Origin of the sequence: Actinomadura sp. DC4, assembly GCF_030406325.1 — a bacterium.
GTDB lineage: Bacteria > Actinomycetota > Actinomycetes > Streptosporangiales > Streptosporangiaceae > Actinoallomurus.
Map to the genome: position 1 here is coordinate 150,427 of NZ_JAUEQY010000010.1, position 24,031 is coordinate 174,457.

Sequence of the window (24,031 nt, forward strand, 5' to 3'; positions counted from 1 at the left end):
GGTCCCCCATGCCCAATGAGAATGATCAGTTGCTCACACCCCGCGAGGTGGCGGAGCTCTTCGGCGTCCGCACCACGACGATCGCCCGGTGGGCCCGCGAAGGCCGGCTGGCGCCGACGCTTACGCCGGGTGGCCACCGTCGCTACAAGCGGGACGCCATCCTTCAAGAACTTGCCCAGGCGAGACCGGACGAGGACGAACGGCGCTGGGCCGATGACGCCGCACGCCTGTACGAGCAAGGGTGGACCATCCGGCAGGTCGCCCAGAAGTTCGACTGCGGTTACGGCACCATGCGCCGCATCCTCCGCAAGTACGCCACCCTGCGAAGCCGCGGCGGAACCACCAAGGCGCTATCCGTCGTACGTGGCGGTGAGGAAACCGCTGAATGACTCGTCCAGGACGGTGCGACCGTACGAGGCGGCCACGTCCACGAGCGCATGGGTCTCCGGACTCCAGCCGTGGGACGACAGCCACGCCACCGGGTCCTCGCCGAGGCCGCCCTTCCACAGCTCGGCGTAGGACTCGATACCCGCCCGGTCACCGGCGGCGATCGCGGACGCGGCGTTGTTGCGTTCGAAGGACACCCTGCTGCCGGGGGCCGACAGCGAGCCCACCCGCGTGAGCAGCAGCGACGCCTCGACGGCCGTCAAATAAACCAAAAGCCCCTCGATCAGCCATGCCGTGGGCACAGCAGGGGAGAAGCCGGCCCCCACCAAAGCGGAGGGCCAATCCGTACGCAGGTCCACCGGCAGGGTGGTCAGCGAGCACCGCGGGACCGCGTCGACGCCGGCCAGAACGCCGGCCTTGTACGACAGGACCGATGGCAGGTCCAGCTCGTACACCTGAACACCGGGGGCCCATGGCAGGCGGTACGTCCGCGTGTCCAGGCCCGCGGCCAGCAGTACCACCTGGCGGCAGCCCGAGGCCAGCAGGTAGTCGTCGTAGAAGCGAGTGCGGATGATGACGTGGAAGGCCAGCCGCGCCCGCGCCGGCGTCACCGCACGATGTTCCCCCGCGACGGCGAACGCCGCCGCGTACGGGTCGTCGAACAGCCGGTCAGGTCGCAGGCTCTCCCGCGCACGCGCCCGCGCCACCCCCAGCGACGTGGCGCCGACCCCGGACAAAGTCATGAACCCCAAGATACATCGGTACCGATGTAATCTACAAACCATGGACGGCGTAAGGCTCCACCGCCTCGGAAAACGGCTCATCGACCTCTCGCGCGAGGTCACCACCCAGGCAGGCGACGCGTCGCTCACCCCCGCCGAGATCGCGGTGATCGAGGACGCGCTCAAGCACCCCGGCAGCCCGGTCACCGACATCACGGCCCGTACGGGCTTCGCGCAGAGCCACGTCTCAGAGTCGGTGGCCCGCCTGAAGGAACGGGGGCTGGTCGAGACCGAACAGGACCCGGCAGACCGGCGGCGCACGCGAATAAGGCTCAGCGGCGTGGCACGACAGGCGGTGCTCGAACGGGCGGGCCGGGACGCGGACGACGTCATCACCCAGGCGATACCAGAACGGGCGGACCGCGTGACGGAACTCTTGGACGAGCTGGCCGACCTGCTGCTCTAGAAAATCAAGCGCGGTCGAGCACCGCGGCCAGGTCGAAGACGTCCGACATGTCGATGGAAGACACCATCACGGCTTGGGTGCGGGCGAGGAAGGCGGCGGTGAACGTGCGGCCGTGGGCGTCGCCGGTCCAGTGCCACTCGGTGGCGAGCGCGCGTACCGTCTGGAGACCACGGCCGCATTCGGACATGTCGTCCGGCTCGGGCACCCGCGGCACCTTGTGGCTGCCCTCGTCGGTCAGGGCGACCGAGGCGCCGTGGCGCCAGCGCTGGACTTCGAGCAGGTAGTGGCCGCCCGGACGGGCCGAGGCGGTGTGCCGCAGGGCGTTGGCGGCGAACTCGCTGACCACCAGGACGATGTCGTCGACCCTCGGCAGGTCGGCCAGGAGGAAGCCGGTGAATTCACGGGCTTTCCGGACATGCTCGGGCAGGCCGGGAAAAGATCGTCGCCATATGAGTACGCGATCGTCCGGATACTCGTCCATGGCGACCCTTTCTCGGTCTGGTCAGGAACCGCGACCCTGGACTCGGCTCTCCCCAAGCGGAGCCCAGGGTCGCAGTTCCGCGAAGCGGCCCGGAGGACATGCCTCCGCGCCGCGGTGCGCGGGCGGCACCGGCGTACGTCGGCGTGGTCGACGGACGTCGATCACCGGACGGTCACGCCGGCCCGCCCAGCCTTCAGAGAAAAACGCGATTCCGAAGCGTTCTGTAGTCGCGCGATTACACTCTGACCCAGAATGATGATCCAGTGCAAGTGATTCAGCGCATTATGTGAGGAAGCAATGCCGTACACCCCCACGGTTCGCGGGCGGCAGCTCGCGCGAGAGCTTCGTCACCTGCGAGAAGACGCCGGCATGACCGGCGAGCAGGTGGCCGCGAAGATGAGTTGGGAGCAATCAAAGATCAGCCGGATGGAGACCGCGAAGATGCGGATCACGTCGGGCGAGGTGATGGAGCTCTGCGAGACGTACGGCATCGACGGTGCCAAGCGCGACCAGTTGGTCAAGCTCGCTCGCAGTGCCCGGCATCGTGACTGGTGGCGCGAGTACAGCGACTACCTGAAGAAGGGGTTCATCGACTTCCTGGCCTTCGAGGCCGAGGCGCGGACCTCCCGCGGCTACGAGGCCCAGCTGATCCCCGGCATCCTGCAGTGCGAGGAGTACGCCCGCGCGATCCTGTTAGGCGCCCAGCCGCGCCGCTCCGACGAGGTCGACCGCGGCGTGGAGGTACGCCTCGCGCGGCAGCAGCGCGTCACTCAGACGGAGGACCCTCTCAACGTCTGGGCCGTCATCGACGAGGCCGTGCTCCACCGCGTGGTCGACCGGTCCGAGGTGATGGTGGCGCAGTTGAAGCGGTTGCTCGAACTCGGTGAGCTGGGGAATGTGTCGCTCCAAGTACTCCCATACCGCGCCGGAATTCACGCCGCGATTGATGGCCCTTTTGTTCTACTGACCTTCGACGGCTATCCGGACCTGCTATATATCGAGCACCTGGTGGGGTGTGTCTATCTGGAGAAGCCCGCTGAGACAGAACAGGGCAGCCTGATTTTCGATCACCTCCGCTCGGCTGCGCTCAACACCAGTGACTCTACGGCGTTGATTCGCAAACAAGTCAAGGAACTCTCACGATAAGAAAGGTGTTGCTGCATGACAAAGTCGGGACTCTCCGCCTCGACGTGGCGGAAGAGCAGCCACAGTGGCAACGGCGGCAACTGCGTCGAGACCATGATCGCCTGGCAGAAGAGCAGCCGCAGCGGCAACGGCGGCAACTGCGTCGAAGTGGCCCGCGTCGAGCAGGCGGCCTTGAGCGCCTGAAGTGGCATGCCGTAGCGGCATGACGACCATCTAGGGGTACGCCCCGCGCGGGAGGGCGGGCCGGTCGATCCCTCGGCCGCGGCGCTCGGCACCAGCCGGGGCGTACCTCCTGTGCCACGGATCCCCGAAGAGGGCCTCGATACCCATCGGTATGCCTCAATATGACAGAAAGCGAATTTTGTCCGTTATTGAGGTTGTAAGGAATGGTCGGCTCGGGTCATGGCAGTTCACCGGCGTGATTATCCACAGATAGTGCGGTGCGGCGGTGGACCGGCTTTGCGTACGGCACAATCTCATTGCCGTCTGCCGAAGAGGGAGTGTGACCACGTTGGGAGCCGAGCCTCCAAGTCCGCCGCCCGAAACACCACAGCCCGGGGTGATCAGGCCCGATCTCGACCGTCTAGAGCAGGTCTTAGAGCAGTTGCAGATCTCGTGCCTGCGCGACTCGCGCGGTCGCCTGGCGACACGCTGGCAGTCCTACAGTCTCTTCTTCACCCTCGACGGGGACGGCGACGTCTACGCCGCCCGGACGATCTACGACCGGTTCTTCACCGTGGACGACAAGCCCGCTCTGCGCAGCGTCCTCGACGAGTGGAACCGCGACACCACCGGCCTGAAGGTCTACACCGCGACCGACGACGACGGGACCGTCATCATCGTCAGCGAGGCGACGCTGCACGTCGGCGGCGGGGTGACCAGCGACCAGTTCGCCGCCACCACCACGGCGTGGCTGGGCGCGGCCCGGTCCTTCCACCTCTGGCTCGGTCAGCGGCTCCCGCTCGCCGGACTGCCCGGTGAGCCACCCTGACCGAGAGCGGCGAGCGCCCCGTCGGTGAGGCGGAACATCGTCCACTCGCTGAGAGGCGCGGCGCCGAGCGACTCGTAGAAGCCGATCGCCGGGTCGTTCCAGTCGAGCACCGACCACTCCAGCCGCGCGTAGCCGCGGCGCACGCATTCCTCCGCGAGCTCGGTCAGCAGCGCCCGGCCCAGCCCGGAGGCGCGGTGGTCCGGCCGTACGAACAGGTCCTCCAGGTAGATCCCGTGGGTGCCGCGAAACGTCGAGAAGCTAAGGAACCACAGCGTGAAGCCGACGACCTCACCGTCCACCTCGGCCACATGCCCGAACAACGCGGGCGCCGGCCCGAACAGCGCGGCCCGTAGCTGGTCGTCGGTCATCGCGCACTCGTGCACGAGTCGCTCGTATTCGGCGAGGTCATGGACGAGTTCGACCACCGCCGAAATATCGCCTTCCCGTACCGGACGAATACGACGATCCACGCGGTCACTCCCTTCGGGACCGGCTCGCGTGACGGGCCGGCCGGCCTGTGTACCTGCGCAGACTAGCCGTCGGCCCAGCGTGGGGCGGACACCCCTAAGGCGGACAGCCGACCGTTCCGGGCAAATAGGGGGAGCGAATCACAAGCTCACTATGTACGAAGTGCCCGCTTCGGCATATTTTTGGAGCGTTCCTGGAACGCTGTTCCCGGACGTGAAGGAGACGGCGTGACGCACGTAGCGGAGCAGGTCGCGGTCCCCCGCATTCCCGTGTCACTGCGGTGGGATGGAGGCCCCGCGAACTCATACCTCCTCAAGGATGACGGTCTCACGATCGAAGCCGGTCCGAACACCGACCTGTTCATCAACCCGCAGCGCACTGCGGAGGCGCTCGACGCGCCGCACCTGGTCGCCTGTGCGCAGGGCGACTTCCAGCTGAGCGCCCGCGTACGCGCGGGCCTCCTCCAGTCAAGTGACGCCGGCGGTCTGCTGGTCTGGCTGAACGACCGGGCGTGGGCCAAGTTCGCGCTGGAGATGTCCGCACAGGGCGAGGCCGAGATCGTCTCGGTCGTCACGCGCGGCGCCTCCGACCGGGCCAGCGGCTTCGTGGTGCCCGGCGACCACGTCTGGCTCCGGATCGCCCGGGTCGGCGCGGCTTACGCCTTCCACGCGTCCCTGGACGGGGTGTACTGGCGGCTGATCCGCCACTTCGCCCTCTACGCCACGGACGAGCCGTCGTACGGCTTCTTCGCGCAGTCACCCACGGGTGCGGGCTGTTCGGCCACCTTCGACCGCGTCGCGTTCGAGGCCAAGAGCCTGGACCAGTTGCGCGACGGCTCCTGACGGAGCCGGGGTCGCCACCTCCTGCCGCCAGAGGCGACAGGAGGGCGTCAGCATGACCATCGCCACATAAAACGCCCATTTAGGGTCAAGAGGTCGTTCTGGGGGGAGAAAAGAGGGGTGAGTCAGCCGAAGAAGAGTGAGTTCGTCGTCGTCGCCAACCGCCTCCCGGTCGATCGGGTCACCGATGAGGACGGCGAGGGGACCTGGCGGCGCAGCCCGGGCGGGCTCGTGACCGCGATCGTGCCGGTAATGCAGCGGAGAGAGGGCGCCTGGGTCGGATGGCAGGGCTCCCCGGACGAGGACCTCGAACCGTTCGAGGCGGAGGGGATGACGCTTCAGCCGGTACGCCTGTCGGCGGCCGATGTCGAGCTTTACTACGAGGGGTTCTCCAACGCCACGCTGTGGCCCCTCTACCACGACGTGATCGCGCAGCCGGTGTACCGCAGGAAGCTGTGGGAGGCCTACGAGCGCGTCAACCGCCGCTTCGCCCGCGCCGCCGCCGAGGTCGCGGAGGAGGGCGCGGTCGTCTGGGTACAGGACTACCAGCTGCAGCTCGTCCCGAAGATGCTGCGCGAGCTGCGCCCCGACCTGCGCATCGGGTTCTTCCTGCACATCCCGTTCCCGCCGATGGAGCTGTTCCAGCAGCTGCCCTGGCGGAAGGAGATCCTCGAGGGGCTGCTCGGCGCCGACCTCGTGGGCTTCCAGAGCCGCGACGCGGCCTCCAACTTCGTCCGGCTGTGCCGGCGCATCTGCGATCTGAAGACCCAGCGGCACGACGTCATGCTCGACGACCGCACCGTACGGGCCGACCACTTCCCCATCTCGGTCGACGCGCACGAGCTGATCGCGCTGGCCGAGGACGAGGACGTCCAGCAGCGGGCGGTGCAGATCCGCGAGGATCTCGGCAACCCCGCGTCGGTGCTGCTCGGTGTCGACCGCCTCGACTACACCAAGGGCATCCAGCAGCGGCTGCAGGCCTTCACCGAGCTGTTCGAGGACCGCCGGATCAAGGTCGGTGACGCGGTGTTCGTGCAGGTCGCGACGCCGAGCCGCGAACGCGTCGAGGAGTACCGCATCCTGCGCGACGAGATCGAGCTCCAGGTCGGCCGCGCCAACGGCATGTACGCCGAGCTGGGCTCACCGATCATCAACTACATGCACACGTCGTACACGCGGAAGGAACTCGCCGCGCTGTACCTCGCGGCGGACGTCATGGTGGTGACGCCGCTGCGCGACGGCATGAACCTCGTCGCGAAGGAGTACGTCGCGTGCCGGGCCGACCTCAAGGGCAGCCTGGTGCTGAGCGAGTTCGCGGGGGCGGCGGATGAGCTGCACCGCGCGTACCTCGTCAACCCGTACGACATCGGCGGCACGAAGCAGCGGATGTACGAGGCCATGCACGCCGGCCCGGTCGAACGCGCCCGGCGCATGCGGTCGATGCGCAAGCGCGTCATCGAGCACGACGTCGACCTGTGGGCCAAGGAGTTCCTGGACGCCCTCGAAGCGGGGCGCTGACCCCGAGGCCGGCGCGGCCGCCCCACGGACCACGCTCGGCTCGGTGTTCTTCCTAGGCGTCCTCGTCGGTCTCGGCGGCGGGCGCCTTTCCCGGGACGGCGTGCGGGTTCATGCCGTTCGGGTGGAAGATCTGCTCCTTGTCGTCCGTCGCCGGGGTCTGCTCTTCCTCGGTCTGCGGCTTGTCGGTCATGTGCGTCTGCCTTTCGTGAGGTGATGGCGTGAGCCTAGTGACGCCGGATCAACATTGGATCAACGTGGCGCGGGTGCCCGGTCGAGCAGGTCGCGTACGTCCGCGGCGGCCGGTGCGCCCAGCGCCTGGAAGACGCCGAGCGCCTGTTCCCAGCAGGCACGGCCGTCGTCCGGGCGGCCGTCCTCGGTGAGCGCCCGGCCGAGGACGCCGAGGGCGCGGCCCTCGCCGAACCGCTGGTCGATCTCGCGGGCGATGGCCAGGGCCTCCTCGGCGTGGGCGACCGCCTCGGCGGGACGGCCGGCGCGGAGGTGACTCTCGGCCAGCCGGTACAGCGTGTGGTGCTCGCGCAGGCGCTGCCCGGTCGAGCGGAAGACGGCCAGGCAGTCGAGGTAGTACGGGATCGCCTCCTCCGGCCGGCCCATCCCGTCCAGGATCGATCCGAGGTACTGCATCGCCTTGGCGGCGCCCATCGCGCTGCCCTGCCCGCGGAACAGCTCCAGGCTCCGCTCGGCCGCGTCGAGGGCCTCCTTGTCGCGGTGCAGCTCGGCGGCGGCCCGCGCCAGGTTGGTGAGGCAGTTCGCCTGGCCCTCGGGCGAGCCGAGGTCGGCGAAGACGTCCGCGGCCTGCTGGAAGGAGGTGAAGGCGTCGTCGTACTGGCGGTGCTCGAAGGCCACGACGCCCAGGCCGTTGAGGGCCTCGGCCCGTACGTGCCGGTCGCCGGAGACCTCGGCCACCTCGACCGTCGTACGGAGGCTGGCCTCGGCCTCGTCCAGCCGGAAGCCGGCGTGGAGGATGAGGCCGAGCAGGTAGCCGGCCCGGCCGCGGCTGTACGGGTGGTCCTTCTCCAGGGCCGCGGTGACGACGAGCCGCGCGGTCTGCTCGAACTCCCACAGGTGGGTGCCGGACATGATCAGCGGTTCGAGGCTCAGCAGCAGGTCGGCGGCGATCGGCAGGTCGGGCGCGCCGCCGCGGGTGGCCTCGGCGACGACCGCGCACAGGTTCGCGGTCTCGTGCTCCAGCCAGGCCAGCGCCTCCTCCGCGGAGGCGAACTCGGTACCGCGTGCCTCCGGGGTGCTCAGGTGGTCGCCCGCGGCGGACTCGGCGGCCTGGTAGGCGTTGCGCGCCGAGGCGAAGTAGAAGTCCAGTATCCGGTGCGGCACCGCGTCCCGCGCGGCCTCCGAATCGTGGCGTTCGGCCTGGCGCCGGGCGAAGAGCTTGAGCAGGTCGTGGTATCGATAGCGGCCCGGCGCGGGCGTCTCCAGCAGGCTCGCGTCGACGAGCGACTCCAGCAGGTCCTCGGTCTCGTGCTCGGGCATGCCGAGCACGGCCGCCGCCGCGTTCAGCGAGACGTCGTGCACGTCGGGCAGGGCCAGCAGCCGGAACGCCCGCGCCTGCTCGTCGAACAGCTGGCCGTAGCCGAGCTCGAACGTGGCCGAGACGGTGTGGTTGCCGACCCGCATCTCGTCGAGGCGGCGCTTCTCGTCCGTGAGACGCTCGGCGATGGTCGCCATCGACCAGCTCCGCCGCGACGCCAGCCGGGAGCCGACGATGCGTACGGCGAGCGGAAGGTGGCCGCAGGCCGCGACGACCTGGGCGGCGATCTCCCGCTCGTCCTCCACCCGCTCCTCACCGGCGATCCGGCCGAACAGGGTGATCGCCTCGTCGGTGACCAGGCCGTCCAGGTCCAGCGCCCGCGTCGCGTGCATGCCGACCAGCCGGGACCTGCTCGTCACGAGCACCGCGCAGCCGGCCGATCCGGGCAGCAGCGGGCGTACCTGGTCGGCGTCGCGCGCGTCGTCCAGCACGACCAGCATCCGCCGGTCCGACAGCCGGGTGCGCAGCAGCGCCGAGCGCTCCTCCAGCGGGGCCGGCAGGTCCTTGTCCGGTACGCCGAGGGCGCGCAGGAAGGCGCCGATGACCGCCTCGGGCCCGGCCGGGTCCGGGCCGGCGCCGCGCAGCTCGGCGAACAGCTGGCCGTCGGGGTAGTGCTCCCGCACCGCGTGCCCGAGATGGACGGCGAGAGTGGTCTTGCCGACACCGCCGATGCCCGCCACGGACACGACCACCATCGCCGTACGGTCCGGCGCGGTGAGCGCCGCGACCAGCTCGGCCACCGTCGTCGTACGGCCGGTGAAGTCGGCCACGTCCGCGGGCAGCTGGGCCGGGGCGGGCGGAGGCGGCGCCGATTCCCGTACGGGCTCGTGCGTCTCGGCCAGCGAGGTGTCGCCGGCCAGGATCCGGGCGTGCAGGTCGGTCAGCTCCGGGCCGGGATCGATGCCCAGCTCCTCCACCAGCACGTGGCGTGTGTCGGCGTACACGCCGAGCGCCTCGGCCTGCCGCCCGCAGCGGTACAGCGCGAGCATGAGCAGGCCGCGCAGGCGCTCGCGCAGCGGATGCTCGACGGTCAGCTCGGACAGGCCGGCGACCGACTCGGCCGCGCGGCCCGTCTCCAGCTCGATGCCGTACAACGTCTCCAGCGCGGTGAGCCGCTGCTCCTGCAGGTGGACGCGCTGGCCCTCGGCCCAGGCGCCGTGGATGCCCGCGAGCGGCTCGCCGCCCCACAGGTCGAGCGCCTCACGCAGCGAACGTGCCGCCGTCGCCGGGTCACCGGCGCGCCGGGCCTCCTCGGCGGCGGCGAGCCGCTCCTCGAAGAGGGTCAGGTCGAGCGACTCGCGCGGCAGGGGCAGCGCGTACGCGCCCGCCTCGGAGGGCATGACGGTGGACTTCTGCCGCGCCACGTGCCCCGGCTCGAGCACTCCGAGCAGCCGGGAGACGTACGTGCGGACGGCGCCCATCGCGCGGGCCGGTGGCTCGTCGCCCCACAGCGCGTCGATGAGGTCCTCGGCGGTCGCCTGCCGGCCACGGCGGAGGAGGAGCACGGTGAGCACGGCTCGCTGCTGCGGCGTGCCGAGTTCGAGTTCGACGCCGTCACGCCACGCACGGACCCGGCCGAGAACCGCGAAGCGTAGCCCGTCCATTACCGTCCCTCAGGGAGCCCAAACCGAATCAACCCTGAGAATAGGGATATCCCAGTCGCGCCAACATCCGTGTGATCCACGACATTCAGGACCTACAACCGGTTCACCTCGGTGATGTGGACGATCGCCCGGCCGGCCTCGTCGGAGGCCCGGAGGTCGACCTCGGCGCCGATGCCCCAGTCGCGGTGCCCGGCCGGATCGTCGAACACCTGGCGTACGCGCCACACCTCGTCCTCCTGCTCGATCTGCAGGAGCTTGGGCCCGCGCGCGTCGGGGCCGGTCTGGATCTCCGCGTGCTCGGCGTAGTAGGCGTCGAGCGCGTCCGCCCAGCGGTCGGCGTCCCAGCCGTCGGCGCCGTCGAGCTCGGCCAGGTCGTCGTAGCGCTCCAGGGCGGCCAGCTCGACACGACGGAACATCGCGTTGCGGACCAGCACGCGGAAGGCGCGGTGGTTGGCGGTGACCGCGGTGGGGGTGTCGTCGATCGTGGCGACCGGCTCGGCGGTGGGGTTCTGCAGCTGCTCCCACTCGTCCAGGAGGCTGGAGTCGACCTGGCGGACCAGCTCGCCGAGCCACGCGGTGAGGTCCTGCAGGTCCTCGGTCTTCACCGAGTCGGGCACGGTCTGCTGCAGCGCCTTGTAGGTGCTCGCGAGGTAGCGCAGCACGATGCCCTCGACACGGGCGAGCTGATACGCCGCGACGTACTCGGTGAACGTCATCGCCTGCTCGTACATGTCGCGGACGACCGACTTGGGCTGGAGCGGGTAGTCGGCGACCCACGGGTGGCCGCGGCGGTAGATGTCGTACGCGGCGAGGAGCGTCTCCTCCAGCGGCTTGGGATAGGTGACGTTCTGCAGGAGCTCCATCCGCTCCTCGTACTCGATCCCGTCGGCCTTCATCTGCGCGACCGCCTCGCCCTTGGCCTTGTTCTCCTGGGCGGCCAGGATCTGGCGGGGGTTCTCCAGGATCGACTCGATCACCGACAGCACGTCCAGCGCGTACGCGGGCGTGCTCGGGTCGAGCAGCTCGATGGCGGCCAGCGCGAACGTCGACAGCGGCTGGTTGAGCGCGAAGTCCTCCTGCAGGTCGACGGTGAGCCGGGCGTACCGGCCCTCCGCGTCGGGCTCCTCCAGCTGCTCCACGACGCCGCCGGCCAGCAGGCTCCGGTAGATCGCGATCGCCTGGGAGATGTGCCGGCGCTGCCGGGCGCGGTCCTCGTGGTTGTCGGTGAGCAGCTTCTTCATCGCCTGGAAGGCGTTGCCGGGGCGGCCGATGACGCTGAGCAGCATCGCGTGGCTGACCTGGAACCGCGACTGCAGCGGCTCCGGATCGGCCGCGATCAGCTTGGTGAAGACGTCCTCGTCCCAGGTGACGAAGCCCTCGGGCGCCTTCTTGCGCTGGACCTTGCGCCGCTTCTTCGGGTCGTCGCCCGCCTTGGCCAGGGCCTTCTCGTTCTCCACGACGTGCTCGGGCGCCTGTACGACGACGAAACCGACGACGTCGAAGCCGGCCCGCCCGGCCCGCCCGGAGATCTGGTGGAACTCCCGCGCCCGCAGGCGGCGCACGCGGTTGCCGTCGTACTTGCTCAGCGCGGTGAACAGGACGGTGCGGATCGGGACGTTGACCCCGACGCCGAGCGTGTCGGTGCCGCAGATGACCTTGAGCAGGCCGGCCTGGGCGAGGCGCTCGACCAGCCGGCGGTACTTCGGCAGCATCCCGGCGTGGTGGATGCCGATGCCGTGCCGGACCAGCCGCGACAGCGTCTGGCCGAACTTCGTGGTGAACCGGAAGCCGCCGATGAGACTGGCGATCTCGTCCTTCTCCGCGCGCGTGCAGACGTTGATGCTGGTCAGCGCCTGGGCGCGCTCGGCCGCGGCGGCCTGGGTGAAGTGGACGATGTAGACGGGGGCCTTCTGGTCCTGCAGGAGCTCCTCGATGGTCTCGTGCAGCGGCGTGACCCGGTATTCGTACTTCAGCGGCACCGGCCGGGTGACCGAGGTGACCACCGAGGTCGGCCGTCCCGTACGACGGGTCAGGTCCTCCTCGAACCTCGCGACGTCGCCGAGCGTGGCGGACATGAGCAGGAACTGGGCCTGCGGGAGCTCCAGGATCGGGATCTGCCACGCCCAGCCGCGGTCCGCCTCGGCGTAGAAGTGGAACTCGTCCATGACGACCTGGCCGATGTCGGCCGAGGCGCCGTCGCGCAGCGCGATGCTCGCCAGCACCTCGGCGGTGCAGCAGATGATCGGGGCGTCCGCGTTGACGCTGGCGTCGCCGGTCATCATCCCGACGTTCTCGCTGCCGAACATCGCGATCAGGTCGAAGAACTTCTCCGACACCAGCGCCTTGATCGGCGCGGTGTAGAAGGTGACCTCGTTACGGGCGAGCGCGGCGAAGTGCGCGCCCGCGGCGACGAGGCTCTTTCCCGAGCCGGTCGGCGTGCTGAGGATGACGTTCGAGCCGGAGACGACCTCGATGAGGGCCTCCTCCTGCGCCGGGTAGAGCGTGATGCCGCGCTCGCCGACCCAGTCGTTGAAGGCGTCGAAGACGGCGTCGGGATCGGGAGTGGCGGGCATTCGGTCGATGAGGCGCACGCCTTCCATCTTGCCCGTAGCACGGAGTGCCCGGTCCTCCAGGCGCGGTGAGCCCGCGCCTTCTACGATCGGCGGACGTGACAGTGCCCGGATATCTGCGTTATCCCCATCTCCATGACGATCTGCTGACCTTCGTCGCCGAAGACGATGTATGGATCGCCCCGCTCTCCGGCGGCCGCGCCTGGCGGCTCTCGGCCGACGGCGTCCCGGTCTCCCATCCAAGGTTCTCCCCGGACGGCCGCTGGGTGGCCTGGACCAGCAGACGCGACGGCGAGCCCGAGGTCTTCGTCGCCCCGGCCGAAGGCGGCGAAAGCCGCCGGCTGACCTACTGGGGAAGCATGGAGACCCGCGTGTGCGGCTGGACGCCCGACGGCGAGGTCCTCGCCGTCACGTCCTGGCGGCAGGCGTTCGGCCACCACACCCTCGCCTACGCCGTCCCCGTGGACGGCGAACCCGCCCGGCCGCTCGGCTGGGGTCCGGTGGGCGGCGCCGACATGGCGGCCGGTGGCGCGGTGGCGCTCGCCACGGTGCCCATGCAGGAGCCCTCCCGGTGGAAGCGGTACCGCGGGGGCGCGATGGGGCGGCTGTGGGTCGACTCCGGTGACGGATTCCGGCAGGTCCTCACCGAACCGGCCGGCAACCTCCACTGTCCGCTGTGGACCGGCGGGCGGCTGGCGTTCCTGTCCGACCACGAGGGCGTCGGGCGGCTGTACTCCAGCGCGCCGGACGGCTCCGACCTGCGGCGGCACTCCACCGATGAGGATTTCTACGCCCGGCACGCCGGCGGTGACGGGGAACGCGTCGTCTACCAGCGGGCCGGCGACCTGTGGCTGGTGAACGGCCTCGACACCGAGCCCGCCCCCGTCGAGGTGACGCTGGGCGGCCCGCGAACCGGGCGTAACACGCGGCCGGTGGCCCCTCGGGTGGCGGATCTGGCGTGCGACCACACCGGGAGGGCCAGCGCGGTGGAGGTCCGCGGCGGCGTCTACTGGGTCACCCACCGCGACGGGCCGGCCCGCGCGCTGGCCGCCACACCGGGCGTACGCGCGCGGCTGCCGCGTGTGCTGGGCGACACCGGGCAGGTCGTCTGGGTCACCGACACGGAGCAGGGCGACGCACTGGAGATCTCCGCGACGGTCGGCGCCGAGCGGCCGGCGGTACGGCGCCGGCTGGCGGCGGGCCGGCTGGGGCGGGTAGAAGAGCTCGCGGCGGCGCCGGACGGGACGGCGGTCGCGGTCGCCGCGCACGACGGCCGGGTGCTGCTGGTCGACTCGGCGAGCGGTGAGGTCGCCACGCTGGCGTCCGGAGAACACGGACCGGCGGACGGGCCGGCCTTCTCGCCGGACTCGGCCTGGCTCGCCTGGACCCAGCCGCACACCGGGCAGCTGTCGCGGATCCGGCTCGCCCGGGTGGCGGACCGCTCGGTCACCGACGTCACGGACGGCCGGTTCCAGGACGGTGCTCCGGTGTTCACCACCGACGGCGCCTACCTGGTCTTTCTCTCGTGGCGTGGGTTCGACCCGGTCTTCGACTCCCACTTCTTCGACCTGTCCTTCCCGTTCGGCTGCCGCCCCTACCTCGTCCCGCTGGACGCCGCCGCCCCGTCGCCGTTCGAGCCGACCCCGTACGGCCGCGCGCCGGGGTCCGACGACGACAAGGAGGACAAGCAGGAGTCCGTGGTGGTCCTGGACGGCCTCGCGACGCGTGTCGTGCCGTTCCCGGTCCCCGACGCGGAGTACTCCGACCTGCGGGCGGTGAAAGGAGGGATCGTCTGGCTGCGGCGGCCGCTCACCGGCACGCTCGGCGACGACGACGCGGACCGGCCCAAGAACGTCCTCGAACGCTACGACCTCACCAAGCGGACCTGCGACGAGGTCACGACCGGCCCCGACTGGCTGGACGTCAGCGGCGACGGCAAGCGCATGGTCATCAGCGCCGACGGCGCCCTCCGGGTGCTGGCGACCGACGGGCCCGACGACGGCGACGATGACTCCAAGGTGGACCTGTCCCGGCTGCGCGTCACCGTCGACCCGGCGGTCGAGTGGCGGCAGGCGTACGGCGAGGCCGGACGGGTCATGCGCGACTACTTCTGGTCCCGTGACATGAGCGGCGTCGACTGGGACGAGATCCTGGACCGCTACCGCCCGCTGCTCGACCGGATCGCCGGCAGCGACGACTTCGCCGACCTTCTGGGCGAGGTGTTCGGCGAGCTGGGCACCTCGCACGCGTACGTCTCCGCCCGTGGCCACTACAGCGGTCAGTACCTCGGGCTGCTCGGCGCCGACCTGGAGCGCGACGACGACCGGCTGTGGCGGGTGAAGCGCGTTCTGCCGGTCGAGGTCTCCGACCCTTACGCCCGTTCGCCGCTGGCGACGCCGGGAGCGCAGGTCCGTTCCGGCGACGCGGTCGTGGCGGTCAACGGCAGGCCGGTGAACGATGTCACCGGGCCTGGCCCGCTGCTCACCGGCGCGTACAACACGCTCACCGAACTGACCATCGCGCCCGGGTCCGGCGGGCCGGTGCGGCGCATCGTCGTCCGGCCGCTCTTCGACGACCAGCGGGTCCGCTACCAGGCGTGGGTCGCCGACCGGCGGGCGGAGGTGCGCCGGCTGGGCGAGGGAAGGGTCGGGTACCTCCACATCCCGGACATGCAGGAGACCGGCTGGGCGCAGTTCCACCGCGACCTGCGCGGCGAGATGGCCGCGGAGGGGCTGCTGGTCGACGTGCGCGGCAACACCGGCGGTTTCGTCTCCGAGCTCGTCGTGGAGAAGCTGGCCCGCCGGGTGGTCTCGTGGGGCGTCGGGCGGCATCGGAGCCCGATGAGCTATCCCCACGACGCTCCGCGGGGTCCGGTCATCCTGCTCACCGACGAGCACACGGGGTCGGACGGGGACATCATCGCCGCCGCCGTGCGCGCACTGGGCCTCGGCACGGTCGTCGGCACGCGGACATGGGGCGGGGTCATCGGCTACGAGGGTCACCACTGGCTGGTGGACGGCACGACCATGACGGTCCCGCAGTACGGGAGGTGGTTCGACGGCCACGGCTGGGAGCTGGAGAACCGCGGAGTCGAACCGGACGTGGAGGTCGCGATGGGGCCCGGCGACTGGGCGCGGGGGCGGGACCCGCAGTTGGAGACCGCCGTACGGATCGCGCTGGAGCGGCTGGCCGAGCGTCCCGCCGCGATGCCCCCGCCTCGCCCCTGACTTGGGCGGACACCCCTTCGCCGGGAAGAGTCTGGACAAAAAGTGATATCACCATGCTACATTCGTGCCTGAGAGTTCAGAGAGGATGAGGGTCATGGGTGTAGAGATGCCGAGGCCGCAGGTGGCCGAGCGGACCGCGCACGGGGTGTCCGGCTGGCCGGTGCTCGGCGGGGTCCTCGTCGCGGTCGCCGCCGGGGTCGTACTGATCACCACGGGGGTGGAGGTGCTCGTCGGTGTCGGGATCGGCCTCATCATCCTCGCGGCGCTGTCCACGAACGGGCTGACCGCGGTCGCGCCCGGCCAGGCGCGGGTGGTGCAGCTGCTCGGCCGGTACGCCGGCACGATCCGTACCGACGGCCTGCGGTGGGTGAACCCGCTGACCACCAGGCGGCGGATCTCCACCCGGATCCGTAACCACGAGACCGACATCGCCAAGGTCAACGACGCCGACGGAAACCCGATCGAGATGGCCGCGGTCGTCGTCTGGCAGGTCGAGGACACGGCAAAGGCGGTGTTCGAGGTGGACGACTTCGTGGAGTTCGTCGCGATCCAGACCGAGACCGCCGTACGGCACATCGCCGGCAGCTACCCCTATGACGCGCACGGCGGCGAGCAGTTCTCCCTGCGGGAGAACGCCGACGAGATCACCGGCAAGCTGTCGGAAGAGATCACGGCGCGCGTCGAGTCGGCCGGGGTCCGGGTCATCGAGTCGCGGATCACCCGCCTGTCCTACGCCCCCGAGATCGCCCAGGCCATGCTGCGCCGCCAGCAGGCGGGCGCGGTCGTCGCGGCCCGGCAGCGCATCGTCGACGGAGCCGTCGGCATGGTCGAGTCGGCGCTGAACCGCCTCGCCGAGCGCGACGTCGTCGAACTCGACGAAGAGCGCAAGGCCACCATGGTCAGCAACCTGCTCGTCGTCCTGTGCGGCGACCGGGACGCCCAGCCCGTCGTCAACACCGGCTCGCTCTACCAGTGACCGACGGCGAGCCGCGCCCGGGAAACGGCGACGAGACCCGGCCGAAGGGTCGGGGCGAGCGCAAGAAGATCCTGCTCCGCCTCGACCCCGCCGTCCACGACGCCCTCGCGCGCTGGGCGTCCGACGAACTACGAAGCACCAACGCCCAGATCGAGTTCTTGCTGCGGCGCGCCCTGACCGACGCCGGCCGGATGCCCGGCAACGCCGGCCGCATGAGGCGGCCGGGACGACCGTCCAAAGAGGAGTCCGGCTCATGACGATGCCAGAGTCGCTGCCCGCACGGATGTACCTGCTCGCGTACGACACCGACAAGAACCGCATGACCGCCCGCAACCAGCTCGGCCTCGTGCTCCGCGCCGCCGCCCTCGCCGACCTCTACCTCAGCGAGCGGCTGACCGACGAGAACGGCCGGCCCAGGGTGGCCGGCGGCCGGTCGACGGGGGACCCGGTGCTCGACGATCTGGTCCAGCAGATCGCCGACCAGCGGCCGAAGTCCTGGCACCGCTGGATCGGCCGGAAGGAGCACGGCACCGTACGCGCGGTGCGCGACCAGCTCGAGTCCGAGCACCGCATCACGGTGAACCGGCGCATGCTCCTGCCCGACCGGATCGAGCTGAAGGACCGCCGGGCGGTCAAGCAGTACGCCGACAGCGTCCGCGCGGCGCTGCGGCAGTCGGCCGCCCGCGCCGAGCCGCGTACGGCGGCGGTGCTCGCGCTGGCCGCGCGCGGCGAGGTCAAGACCGTCGTCTCCCGGCACGAGCGCCGTGAGCAGCGGCGGCGCCTGGACGAGCTCGCCGTCTACACCGGGCCGGTGGCCGACGCGCTGAAGAAGGCGCTGCGCTCCAAGCGCGCGGCGCAGGCGTCCGCGAGCGGCTGAGTCAGTCGGCCTCGGCGCGCTCGTCCTTGATCTTCTGCCATCGGGCGATGAGCTCGTGGAGCTCTTGGTAGATGAACTCGAAGAAGGCGAGCGACTCGGCCATCCGCCGGCCGCCGGGGGTGTCGGGGCCGAGCGCCTCGATGCCCTTCTTGGCGCTGAGCTGCCAGCGGAGGATGACCTCGTCGCGGTTGACGATCGCCTCGTACCAGGAGTCGTTGTCGACCACGAAGGTGTCGCGCCGGGAGCCGGGCTCGCGCTCGCGCCGGACCAGGTTGAACTGGATGAGGTAGCGCACCGCTCCCGACACCGCGGCCGGGCTGATCTGCAGAGTCTCGGCGATCTCGGCGGCGGTGAGCCGGCCGGAGTCGGTGCCGTGCAGGGCGGCGAAGACGCGCGCGTGCATGCGCTGGAGCCCGGCGTCCGTCAGTGCCGAGGCGAAGTGCTCGACGAACTGCCCGACGGCTTCGGGATCCCGCTCCGCCACTAGATCAACTCCTTAGGTCGCATCACTTTATACGATTCACTAACTTCACGAGTTTCTGAAATTAGTGTAACTTCTGAGGCATGACAGACGCCATATCCGTGTCCGGCCTGGTGAAGACCTTCGGCCGGACCCGCGCGCTGGACGGTCTGGACCTCACTGTCCGTACCGGCGAGGTGCACGGCTTCCTGGGGCCCAACGGTGCCGGCAAGTCCACCACCATCCGCGTCCTCCTGGGCCTGCTGCGGGCCGAGGCGGGCGGCGTACGGCTGCTCGACGGCGACCCGTGGCGCGACGTCGCCACCCTCCACCGCCGCCTGGCGTACGTCCCGGGTGATGTGACCCTGTGGCCGAACCTGTCCGGCGGCGAGGTCATCGACCTGCTCGGCCGCCTGCGAGGGGGACAGGACCCCCGGCGCAAGGCGGAGCTGCTGGAGAAGTTCGAGCTCGACCCGCGCAAGAAAGGCCGGGCCTACTCCAAGGGAAACCGCCAGAAGGTCGCCCTGATCGCGGCGCTCGCCTCCGACGCGGAGCTGCTCATCCTCGACGAGCCCACCTCCGGCCTGGACCCGCTGATGGAAGAGGTCTTCCAGCAGTGCATCGAGGACGAGCGCGCCAGCGGCCGTACGGTGCTGCTGTCCAGCCACATCCTGTCCGAGGTCGAGGCGCTGTGCGACCGGGTGAGCATCATCCGCAAGGGCCGTACGGTGCAGACCGGGTCGCTCTCGGACCTGCGGCACCTGACCCGTACCTCGATCTCGGTCGAGCTGGCGAAACCGCCCAACGGCCTGGCCGCCCTCCCCGGCGTGCACGACGCCAAGATCGACGGAAGGCGCGTGAGCTTCGAGGTCGACACCGCGCAGCTCGACGGCGTGCTGGCACACCTGACGAAGACGGGCGTACGCAGCCTCATCAGCCGGCCGCCCACGCTGGAGGAGCTGTTCCTCCGCCACTACGGACACGACGCGGCGGATGACCGATGAGCGATCTGGCAGGGACCGGTCTGCTCGCGAAGATCAACTTCCGGCGCGACCGGATCATGATGCCGGGCTGGCTGTACCTCCTGACGGCGGTCGCCGTCGGCACGGCCTACAGCTCCCGCGCGACCTACGATTCGGCGGCCAAACGGCTGGAGTTCGGCGCCACGGTCAACAAGAACCCCGCGCTGCTGGCGCTGTACGGGCCGGTGCAGGACCCGGCCTCGATCGGTTCGGTGAGCCTGTGGAAGGTCGGCGGGATCGCCGCCGCGCTGGTCGCCGTGATGAGCATCCTCATCACCGTGCGGCACACGCGGGCCGATGAGGAGGCCGGACGCCTGGAGCTGGTCAGCGCAGGCGTCGTCGGCCGGTACGCCGCGCTCACCGCGGGAGTGACCACCGCGCTCACCGCGAACGTCGTGCTCCTGGTCCTGGTCGGCGGCGGCCTGATGCTGCTGGGCCTGCCGGTCGCCGGATCGATCATGTTCGCGCTGTTCTGGTGCTCCATCGGCGTCATGTTCACGGGCGTGGCGGCGGTCACCGCGCAGCTGACCACGACCTCCCGCGCCGCGAACGGGCTGGCGCTGACCGTGCTCGCCGGCTCGTACCTGATCCGCGCCGTGGGCGACGTCGGCCCGTCCTGGCTGGTGTGGGCGTCGCCGCTGGGCTGGACGGCACGCCTCCGGCCGTACGCCGGCGAGCGCTGGTGGGTGCTCGCCATCGTGGTCGCCTTCGCCGCCGTCTGCTTCGTTTCCGCGTTCCGGCTGGTCGGGCGCAGGGACATCGGTGCCGGTCTGCTGCCGGACCGGCTGGGTCCGGCCGAGGCGGTGGCCGGGCTGCGCAGCCCGCTGGCACTCGCCTGGCGGCTCCAGCGCGGCCTGCTGCTCGGGTGGATCGCCGGGTTCGCGATCTACGGCGCGGCGATCGGCGGTGTGGTCGACAACACACAGGACATGCTCGGCGGCAAGGGCGGCCGGGACTTCCTGAGCAAGCTCGGCGGTCACAGCGGGATCGTGGATGCGTTCCTGACCACGACGATGGGCCTCATGGGGCTGTTCGCCTCGGCGTACGCCGTGCAGGCCGTCCTGCGGCTGCGGTCGGAGGAGACGAGCCAGCTCGTCGAGCCGCTCCTGGCGACCCGCGTCGGCCGGATCGGCTGGGCGCTCAGCCACATCGTGTTCGCGGTGGTCGGCCCGGCGATCCTGATGATCGTCGACGGCGTCCTCGTCGGGCTCATCCACGGCCTGCGCGCGCACGACCTGGCCGGGGAGTTCCCGCGTGTCTTCTGGAGTGCGCTGGTGCAGCTGCCCGCGGTGTGGGTGCTGGCCGGGATCACCGTCGCGCTGTTCGGCCTTGCGCCGCGGATCGCGGTGGCGGCGTGGGGCCTGCTGGGAGCGTTCCTGCTGCTGGGACAGCTCGGTCCGCTGCTGAAGCTCAAGCAGTGGATGATGGACCTGTCGCCGTTCACCCACGTGCCGAAGCTGCCGGGCGCGGAGATGCGGGCCCAGCCGGTCATCTGGATGATCGTCGTCGCGGCGGCGCTGACCGCCCTGGGCCTGGCGGCGTTCCGGCGCAGGGACGTCGGTTAGCGTACGGCTCTGTTCGCGGCGCCGATCAGACGGGTCAGCGCCGCGTGCAGGTCCTGTAGCTCGGTCAGCTCCATGCCGAGCCGGTCGACGATCGTGGGCGGGATCTTCTCCGCGTCCGCGCGCAGGGCCCGGCCCTTGTCGGTGAGCGTGACGGCCAGGAGCCGCTCGTCGTCGGCGTCACGGCCGCGGCGGATGAGGCCGCCGGTCTCCAGGCGCTTGAGCAGCGGGGACAGGGTGCCCGGGTCGAGCTGGAGCAGGCCGCTCAGCTCCTTGACCGACAGCGGCGATCGCTGCCAGAGCGCGAGCATCACCAGGTATTGCGGGTGGGTCAGGCCCATCGGCTCCAGCAGCGGGCGGTAGACCGCGATCACGTTGCGCGAGGCCACCGCCAGCGCGAAGCAGACCTGCCGCTCCAGCGCGAGCGGGTCGATGTCGGTTTCGCTCATGCCGGTAGTATAGTTGGTGTACCAAAGGTTTGTACGCCAGTCGTTCTCGGGAGGTCTGATGTCTCGCCGGATGTCGTTCGAGGAGCGGCTCGCCGCACGTCAGGCACAGCTCGGACCGCTGGAGGAGGGCCGCGTCTTCGAACACGGCCCGGCCAGATTCCTGTTCATCACCCTGATCGTGCTCATCGTGGTCGTCCACGTCGGCGCGCTGATCGTGATGATGACGATGGGGCTGCACTAGATCTTTCGGTCAGCGGCGGCCGGGGCGCAGGCGTTCGAGCCGCCACCAGGCGATGCCGAGGAACACCAGCCCGAGCCCGCCCAGGATCCCCATGTCCTTCACCCACGCCGCCTGGGTGTGGTTCCAGAGCGTGTCCGGCGGAGTGTTGTGCAGCGGCGGTTGCAGATGGTTGAGGTCGACGGTGGCCGCGGTGGCCGCCATGCCCCAGCGTGACGGTGCGAGCCAGCCGAGCTGCTCGAGACCGATCTTGCCCGGCAGCGCGATGAGCGCGCCGCAGAGGATCACCTGCGCCAGTGACAGCAGCACCAGCAGCGGCATCGTCTTCTCCGACGTGCTGACCGCCGCCGAGACGAGCAGGCCCATCGCCATCGAGACGATGGCCAGCCCGGCCATGGCCAGCATGAGCTCCAGCAACGGCGACGTCACCGCGCCGTGCGCCGGCATCTTGCGGCCGGCCAGGCCGATGACGACCAGCAGCAGCGCCTGGACGCCCGTGATCATGCCGAGAATGAGGATCTTGGAGAGCAGGTAGATGCCCGCCGAGAGTCCGGCGGCGCGTTCTCGCCGGTAGATGGCCCGTTCTTTCACCAGCTCGCGTACGGCGTTGGCGGCGCCGACGAAGACCGCGCCGATGACGAGGGTCAGCAGCAGGGAGGACGCGTCGGCGTTCTGGCCCGGTGGCCCCGCGAGACCGTACTGCGAGGGCACGGCACGGATCAGCGCTCCGACGACCACGGGCAGGATGCCGAGCACCGCGAGATAGCTGCGCTCAGACCCGATGACGGCGAGGTAGCGGCGGCAGAGCGTGCCGAGCTGGGAGAAACGGCCCTGCTGGCGCGGCGGCTTGGCCGGGGGCGCCGTGGCGTTGGCCTGCCCGGGCACCCCGCCGTCCAGCCCCGACACGACGTACTGGGCGTACATCGGCGACACCTGGAACTCCGCGGCCCAGTCGCGGTCCGGCTCCCGGTCGAACGCCTGGAACACCTCGGCCCAGCTGGTCTTGGCGAAGAACGTCAGCCCCTCCGACGGAGGCCCGTAGAAGGCGACCCTTCCGCCCGGGACGAGCACCAGCAGCCGGTCGCAGGTGTCGAGGTTGGCGACGCTGTGCGTGACGACCACGATGGTGCGGCCGTCATGCGCGAGCTCGCGCATCATCTCCATGACGGACTTGTCGAGCCCGGGGTCCAGGCCGGAGGTGGGCTCGTCCAGGAACAGCAGCGACGGCTTGGTGAGCAGCTCCAGCGCCACGCTCACCCGCTTGCGCTGGCCGCCGGACAGCCGGTCGATACGGGTCTGCGCGTGCGGCGTGAGACCGAGCTCCTCCAGGACCTCATCCACCCGGCGGTCGCGCTCGGCCGCGCTCGTGTCGCCGGGAAAGCGCAGCTCGGCGGCGTAACGCAGCGCGCGCCGCGTCGGGAGCTGGGTGTGGAGGATGTCCTCCTGCGGGACCAGGCCGATGCGGTGCCGCAGCTCGGGGTAGTGCGTGTAGAGGTCGCGGTGGTCGTACTGGACGCTGCCCTCGGTGGCCGGCCGTGTCCCGGTGACCGCGCCGAGCAGCGTCGACTTGCCCGCGCCGCTGGGGCCGATCACGCCGACCAGGCACCGCTCGGGGATCGGGAAGCTCACGTGGTCGAGGAGGACCTTGCCCTTAGGGGTCCGTACGACCAGATCCTGGGCGATGAGCGAGACATCGCCGGTGTCGACGAATTCCCGTAGTTCATTCCCGACAAGGCGAAAAGTGGCGCGTCCGATTCCGACGATGTCACTTTCCTGCAGCACGGCGGAAGTGATGCGTCGCCCATTGACGTACGTGCCGTTGTGCCCGCCGAGGTCGACGATTTCGTGCCGTCCGCCGCCGACCTCACGCAGCTCCGCGTGATAGCGGGAGACGATGAGGTCGGACAGGACGACGTCGTTGTCCGGCGCCCGGCCGATCCGCATCTTGCGGGTCTTGACCTGGATGATCGAGGTGGGATCCCGATCGACGCCGGTCCGCATGTTGACCGTCGGCGGGACCGAGCATGCCAGCTGAGCGCCCTCGGCGTTGCCCAGCCGAAAGACGATCTCGCCCTCGATGCCCGCTCGCCGGACCTTGCGTCCGTTGACGAACGTGCCGTTCGTACTTCCCAGGTCCTCGAAAATCCAGCCGTTCTCATCGGTGCGCAGGACGCCGTGTCGCCAGGACACGCGTGCGTCGTCGACCTGGATGTCGCAGGCCGGATCGCGTCCGACCTGGTAAGGCCCGCCCGGCCTCAGCGTGCGGACCGTCCCCTTGGTCCGTACGACGAGTGCCGGCGGGGCCATCGATGAGACGGAGCCCTCGGCCGTCATAGCTCCGCAGTCTAGATGGCCAACCCCGAAACGGACATCTTTCCGGCGTAGCTAAATTTTACCTATTGACGTGGGCGTCCTCGTGAAATTATCTGAATGTCATGCTGGCCCGCGGTGGGACGTGCCGATG

At 70.2% G+C, this 24,031-nt stretch carries 23 protein-coding genes; 14 read left to right on the plus strand and 9 right to left on the minus strand.

What is annotated here, in order from left to right; all coding sequences use genetic code 11:
• The first annotated feature begins 8 nt into the window (after window positions 1–8).
• Entirely contained in the window at window positions 9–389 is a 381-nt protein-coding gene (locus tag QWU11_RS47335; protein WP_354670856.1) for a helix-turn-helix domain-containing protein, read from the plus strand.
• Here QWU11_RS47335 and QWU11_RS18730 read toward each other — a convergent pair.
• Window positions 351–1,130, minus strand: coding sequence for an SAM-dependent methyltransferase (locus QWU11_RS18730; protein ID WP_290113289.1), 780 nt, complete (start codon window positions 1,128–1,130; stop codon window positions 351–353). The genes QWU11_RS47335 and QWU11_RS18730 overlap by 39 nt on opposite strands.
• A gap of 40 nt (window positions 1,131–1,170) precedes the next feature.
• On the opposite strand from QWU11_RS18730, the gene QWU11_RS18735 reads away from it, so the two are divergent.
• Window positions 1,171–1,575: a MarR family transcriptional regulator gene (locus QWU11_RS18735; RefSeq protein ID WP_290113302.1), complete on the plus strand. Its 405-nt coding sequence runs from the start codon at window positions 1,171–1,173 to the stop codon at window positions 1,573–1,575.
• Window positions 1,576–1,579: 4 nt separating this feature from the next.
• Here QWU11_RS18735 and QWU11_RS18740 read toward each other — a convergent pair whose 3' ends face one another.
• Window positions 1,580–2,056 carry an ATP-binding protein gene (locus QWU11_RS18740; protein WP_290113309.1) on the minus strand — a complete coding sequence of 159 codons (477 nt, stop codon included), beginning with the start codon at window positions 2,054–2,056 and terminating at the stop codon, window positions 1,580–1,582.
• A 297-nt stretch (window positions 2,057–2,353) separates the two neighbouring features.
• On the opposite strand from QWU11_RS18740, the gene QWU11_RS18745 reads away from it, so the two are divergent.
• From QWU11_RS18745 to QWU11_RS18755, 3 genes are all read left to right on the plus strand, one after another.
• Window positions 2,354–3,202, plus strand: coding sequence for a helix-turn-helix transcriptional regulator (locus tag QWU11_RS18745; RefSeq protein ID WP_290113311.1), 849 nt, complete (start codon window positions 2,354–2,356; stop codon window positions 3,200–3,202).
• Between the two features lie 15 nt (window positions 3,203–3,217).
• A complete protein-coding gene (locus QWU11_RS18750; protein WP_290113313.1) occupies window positions 3,218–3,385 on the plus strand; it encodes a DUF397 domain-containing protein in 168 nt (55 codons plus the stop codon).
• 376 nt (window positions 3,386–3,761) lie between these two features.
• Window positions 3,762–4,193, plus strand: coding sequence for a YbjN domain-containing protein (locus QWU11_RS18755; protein ID WP_290113315.1), 432 nt, complete (start codon window positions 3,762–3,764; stop codon window positions 4,191–4,193).
• On the opposite strand, the gene QWU11_RS18760 is transcribed toward QWU11_RS18755, so the two are convergent.
• Window positions 4,151–4,627 carry a GNAT family N-acetyltransferase gene (locus QWU11_RS18760; protein ID WP_290114274.1) on the minus strand — a complete coding sequence of 159 codons (477 nt, stop codon included), beginning with the start codon at window positions 4,625–4,627 and terminating at the stop codon, window positions 4,151–4,153. The genes QWU11_RS18755 and QWU11_RS18760 overlap by 43 nt on opposite strands.
• 261 nt (window positions 4,628–4,888) lie before the next feature.
• On the opposite strand from QWU11_RS18760, the gene QWU11_RS18765 reads away from it, so the two are divergent.
• Complete coding sequence (locus tag QWU11_RS18765; RefSeq protein ID WP_290113318.1) at window positions 4,889–5,503, plus strand: DUF1349 domain-containing protein; 615 nt, start codon at window positions 4,889–4,891, stop codon at window positions 5,501–5,503.
• Window positions 5,504–5,620: 117 nt separating this feature from the next.
• Window positions 5,621–7,018, plus strand: coding sequence for a trehalose-6-phosphate synthase (locus QWU11_RS18770; RefSeq protein WP_290113326.1), 1,398 nt, complete (start codon window positions 5,621–5,623; stop codon window positions 7,016–7,018).
• 52 nt (window positions 7,019–7,070) lie between these two features.
• Here QWU11_RS18770 and QWU11_RS18775 read toward each other — a convergent pair whose 3' ends face one another.
• From QWU11_RS18775 to QWU11_RS18785, 3 genes are all read right to left on the minus strand, one after another.
• Window positions 7,071–7,208: a hypothetical protein gene (locus QWU11_RS18775; RefSeq protein WP_290113328.1), complete on the minus strand. Its 138-nt coding sequence runs from the start codon at window positions 7,206–7,208 to the stop codon at window positions 7,071–7,073.
• A gap of 59 nt (window positions 7,209–7,267) precedes the next feature.
• Window positions 7,268–10,186: an AfsR/SARP family transcriptional regulator gene (locus QWU11_RS18780; RefSeq protein WP_290113335.1), complete on the minus strand. Its 2,919-nt coding sequence runs from the start codon at window positions 10,184–10,186 to the stop codon at window positions 7,268–7,270.
• A 92-nt stretch (window positions 10,187–10,278) separates the two neighbouring features.
• A complete protein-coding gene (locus QWU11_RS18785) occupies window positions 10,279–12,786 on the minus strand; it encodes a DEAD/DEAH box helicase (protein WP_290113338.1) in 2,508 nt (835 codons plus the stop codon).
• Window positions 12,787–12,854: 68 nt separating this feature from the next.
• Here QWU11_RS18785 and QWU11_RS18790 point away from each other — a divergent pair, with 68 nt between their 5' ends.
• The 4 genes from QWU11_RS18790 to QWU11_RS18805 all read left to right on the plus strand — a co-directional run bounded on the left by QWU11_RS18790 (window position 12,855) and on the right by QWU11_RS18805 (window position 17,836).
• Complete coding sequence (locus tag QWU11_RS18790; RefSeq protein ID WP_290113340.1) at window positions 12,855–15,983, plus strand: S41 family peptidase; 3,129 nt, start codon at window positions 12,855–12,857, stop codon at window positions 15,981–15,983.
• Window positions 15,984–16,077: 94 nt separating this feature from the next.
• On the plus strand, window positions 16,078–16,959 hold the full coding sequence (locus QWU11_RS18795; protein WP_290113342.1) for an SPFH domain-containing protein: 882 nt from the start codon (window positions 16,078–16,080) through the stop codon (window positions 16,957–16,959).
• Window positions 16,956–17,216, plus strand: coding sequence for a hypothetical protein (locus QWU11_RS18800; RefSeq protein WP_290113344.1), 261 nt, complete (start codon window positions 16,956–16,958; stop codon window positions 17,214–17,216). Before QWU11_RS18795 ends, QWU11_RS18800 begins: the two co-directional genes overlap by 4 nt.
• Window positions 17,213–17,836 carry a GPP34 family phosphoprotein gene (locus tag QWU11_RS18805; protein ID WP_290113360.1) on the plus strand — a complete coding sequence of 208 codons (624 nt, stop codon included), beginning with the start codon at window positions 17,213–17,215 and terminating at the stop codon, window positions 17,834–17,836. Before QWU11_RS18800 ends, QWU11_RS18805 begins: the two co-directional genes overlap by 4 nt.
• Before the next feature lies 1 nt (window position 17,837).
• On the opposite strand, the gene QWU11_RS18810 is transcribed toward QWU11_RS18805, so the two are convergent.
• Window positions 17,838–18,320, minus strand: coding sequence for a MarR family transcriptional regulator (locus QWU11_RS18810; RefSeq protein ID WP_290113385.1), 483 nt, complete (start codon window positions 18,318–18,320; stop codon window positions 17,838–17,840).
• 80 nt (window positions 18,321–18,400) lie between these two features.
• On the opposite strand from QWU11_RS18810, the gene QWU11_RS18815 reads away from it, so the two are divergent.
• On the plus strand, window positions 18,401–19,300 hold the full coding sequence (locus tag QWU11_RS18815) for an ABC transporter ATP-binding protein (RefSeq protein WP_290113396.1): 900 nt from the start codon (window positions 18,401–18,403) through the stop codon (window positions 19,298–19,300).
• Window positions 19,297–20,883 (plus strand): ABC transporter permease, encoded by a 1,587-nt coding sequence (locus QWU11_RS18820; RefSeq protein WP_290113412.1) that lies wholly within the window; start codon window positions 19,297–19,299, stop codon window positions 20,881–20,883. Before QWU11_RS18815 ends, QWU11_RS18820 begins: the two co-directional genes overlap by 4 nt.
• Here the strand turns inward: QWU11_RS18820 and QWU11_RS18825 are convergent.
• On the minus strand, window positions 20,880–21,329 hold the full coding sequence (locus tag QWU11_RS18825; RefSeq protein ID WP_290113424.1) for a MarR family transcriptional regulator: 450 nt from the start codon (window positions 21,327–21,329) through the stop codon (window positions 20,880–20,882). The two genes, QWU11_RS18820 and QWU11_RS18825, sit on opposite strands and share 4 nt — an antisense overlap.
• A gap of 58 nt (window positions 21,330–21,387) precedes the next feature.
• On the opposite strand from QWU11_RS18825, the gene QWU11_RS18830 reads away from it, so the two are divergent.
• Window positions 21,388–21,570: a hypothetical protein gene (locus QWU11_RS18830; protein ID WP_290113426.1), complete on the plus strand. Its 183-nt coding sequence runs from the start codon at window positions 21,388–21,390 to the stop codon at window positions 21,568–21,570.
• A 9-nt stretch (window positions 21,571–21,579) separates the two neighbouring features.
• On the opposite strand, the gene QWU11_RS18835 is transcribed toward QWU11_RS18830, so the two are convergent.
• Window positions 21,580–23,901, minus strand: a complete 2,322-nt coding sequence (locus tag QWU11_RS18835; protein WP_290113428.1) for an FHA domain-containing protein — start codon at window positions 23,899–23,901, stop codon at window positions 21,580–21,582.
• Between the last annotated feature and the right edge of the window lie 130 nt (window positions 23,902–24,031).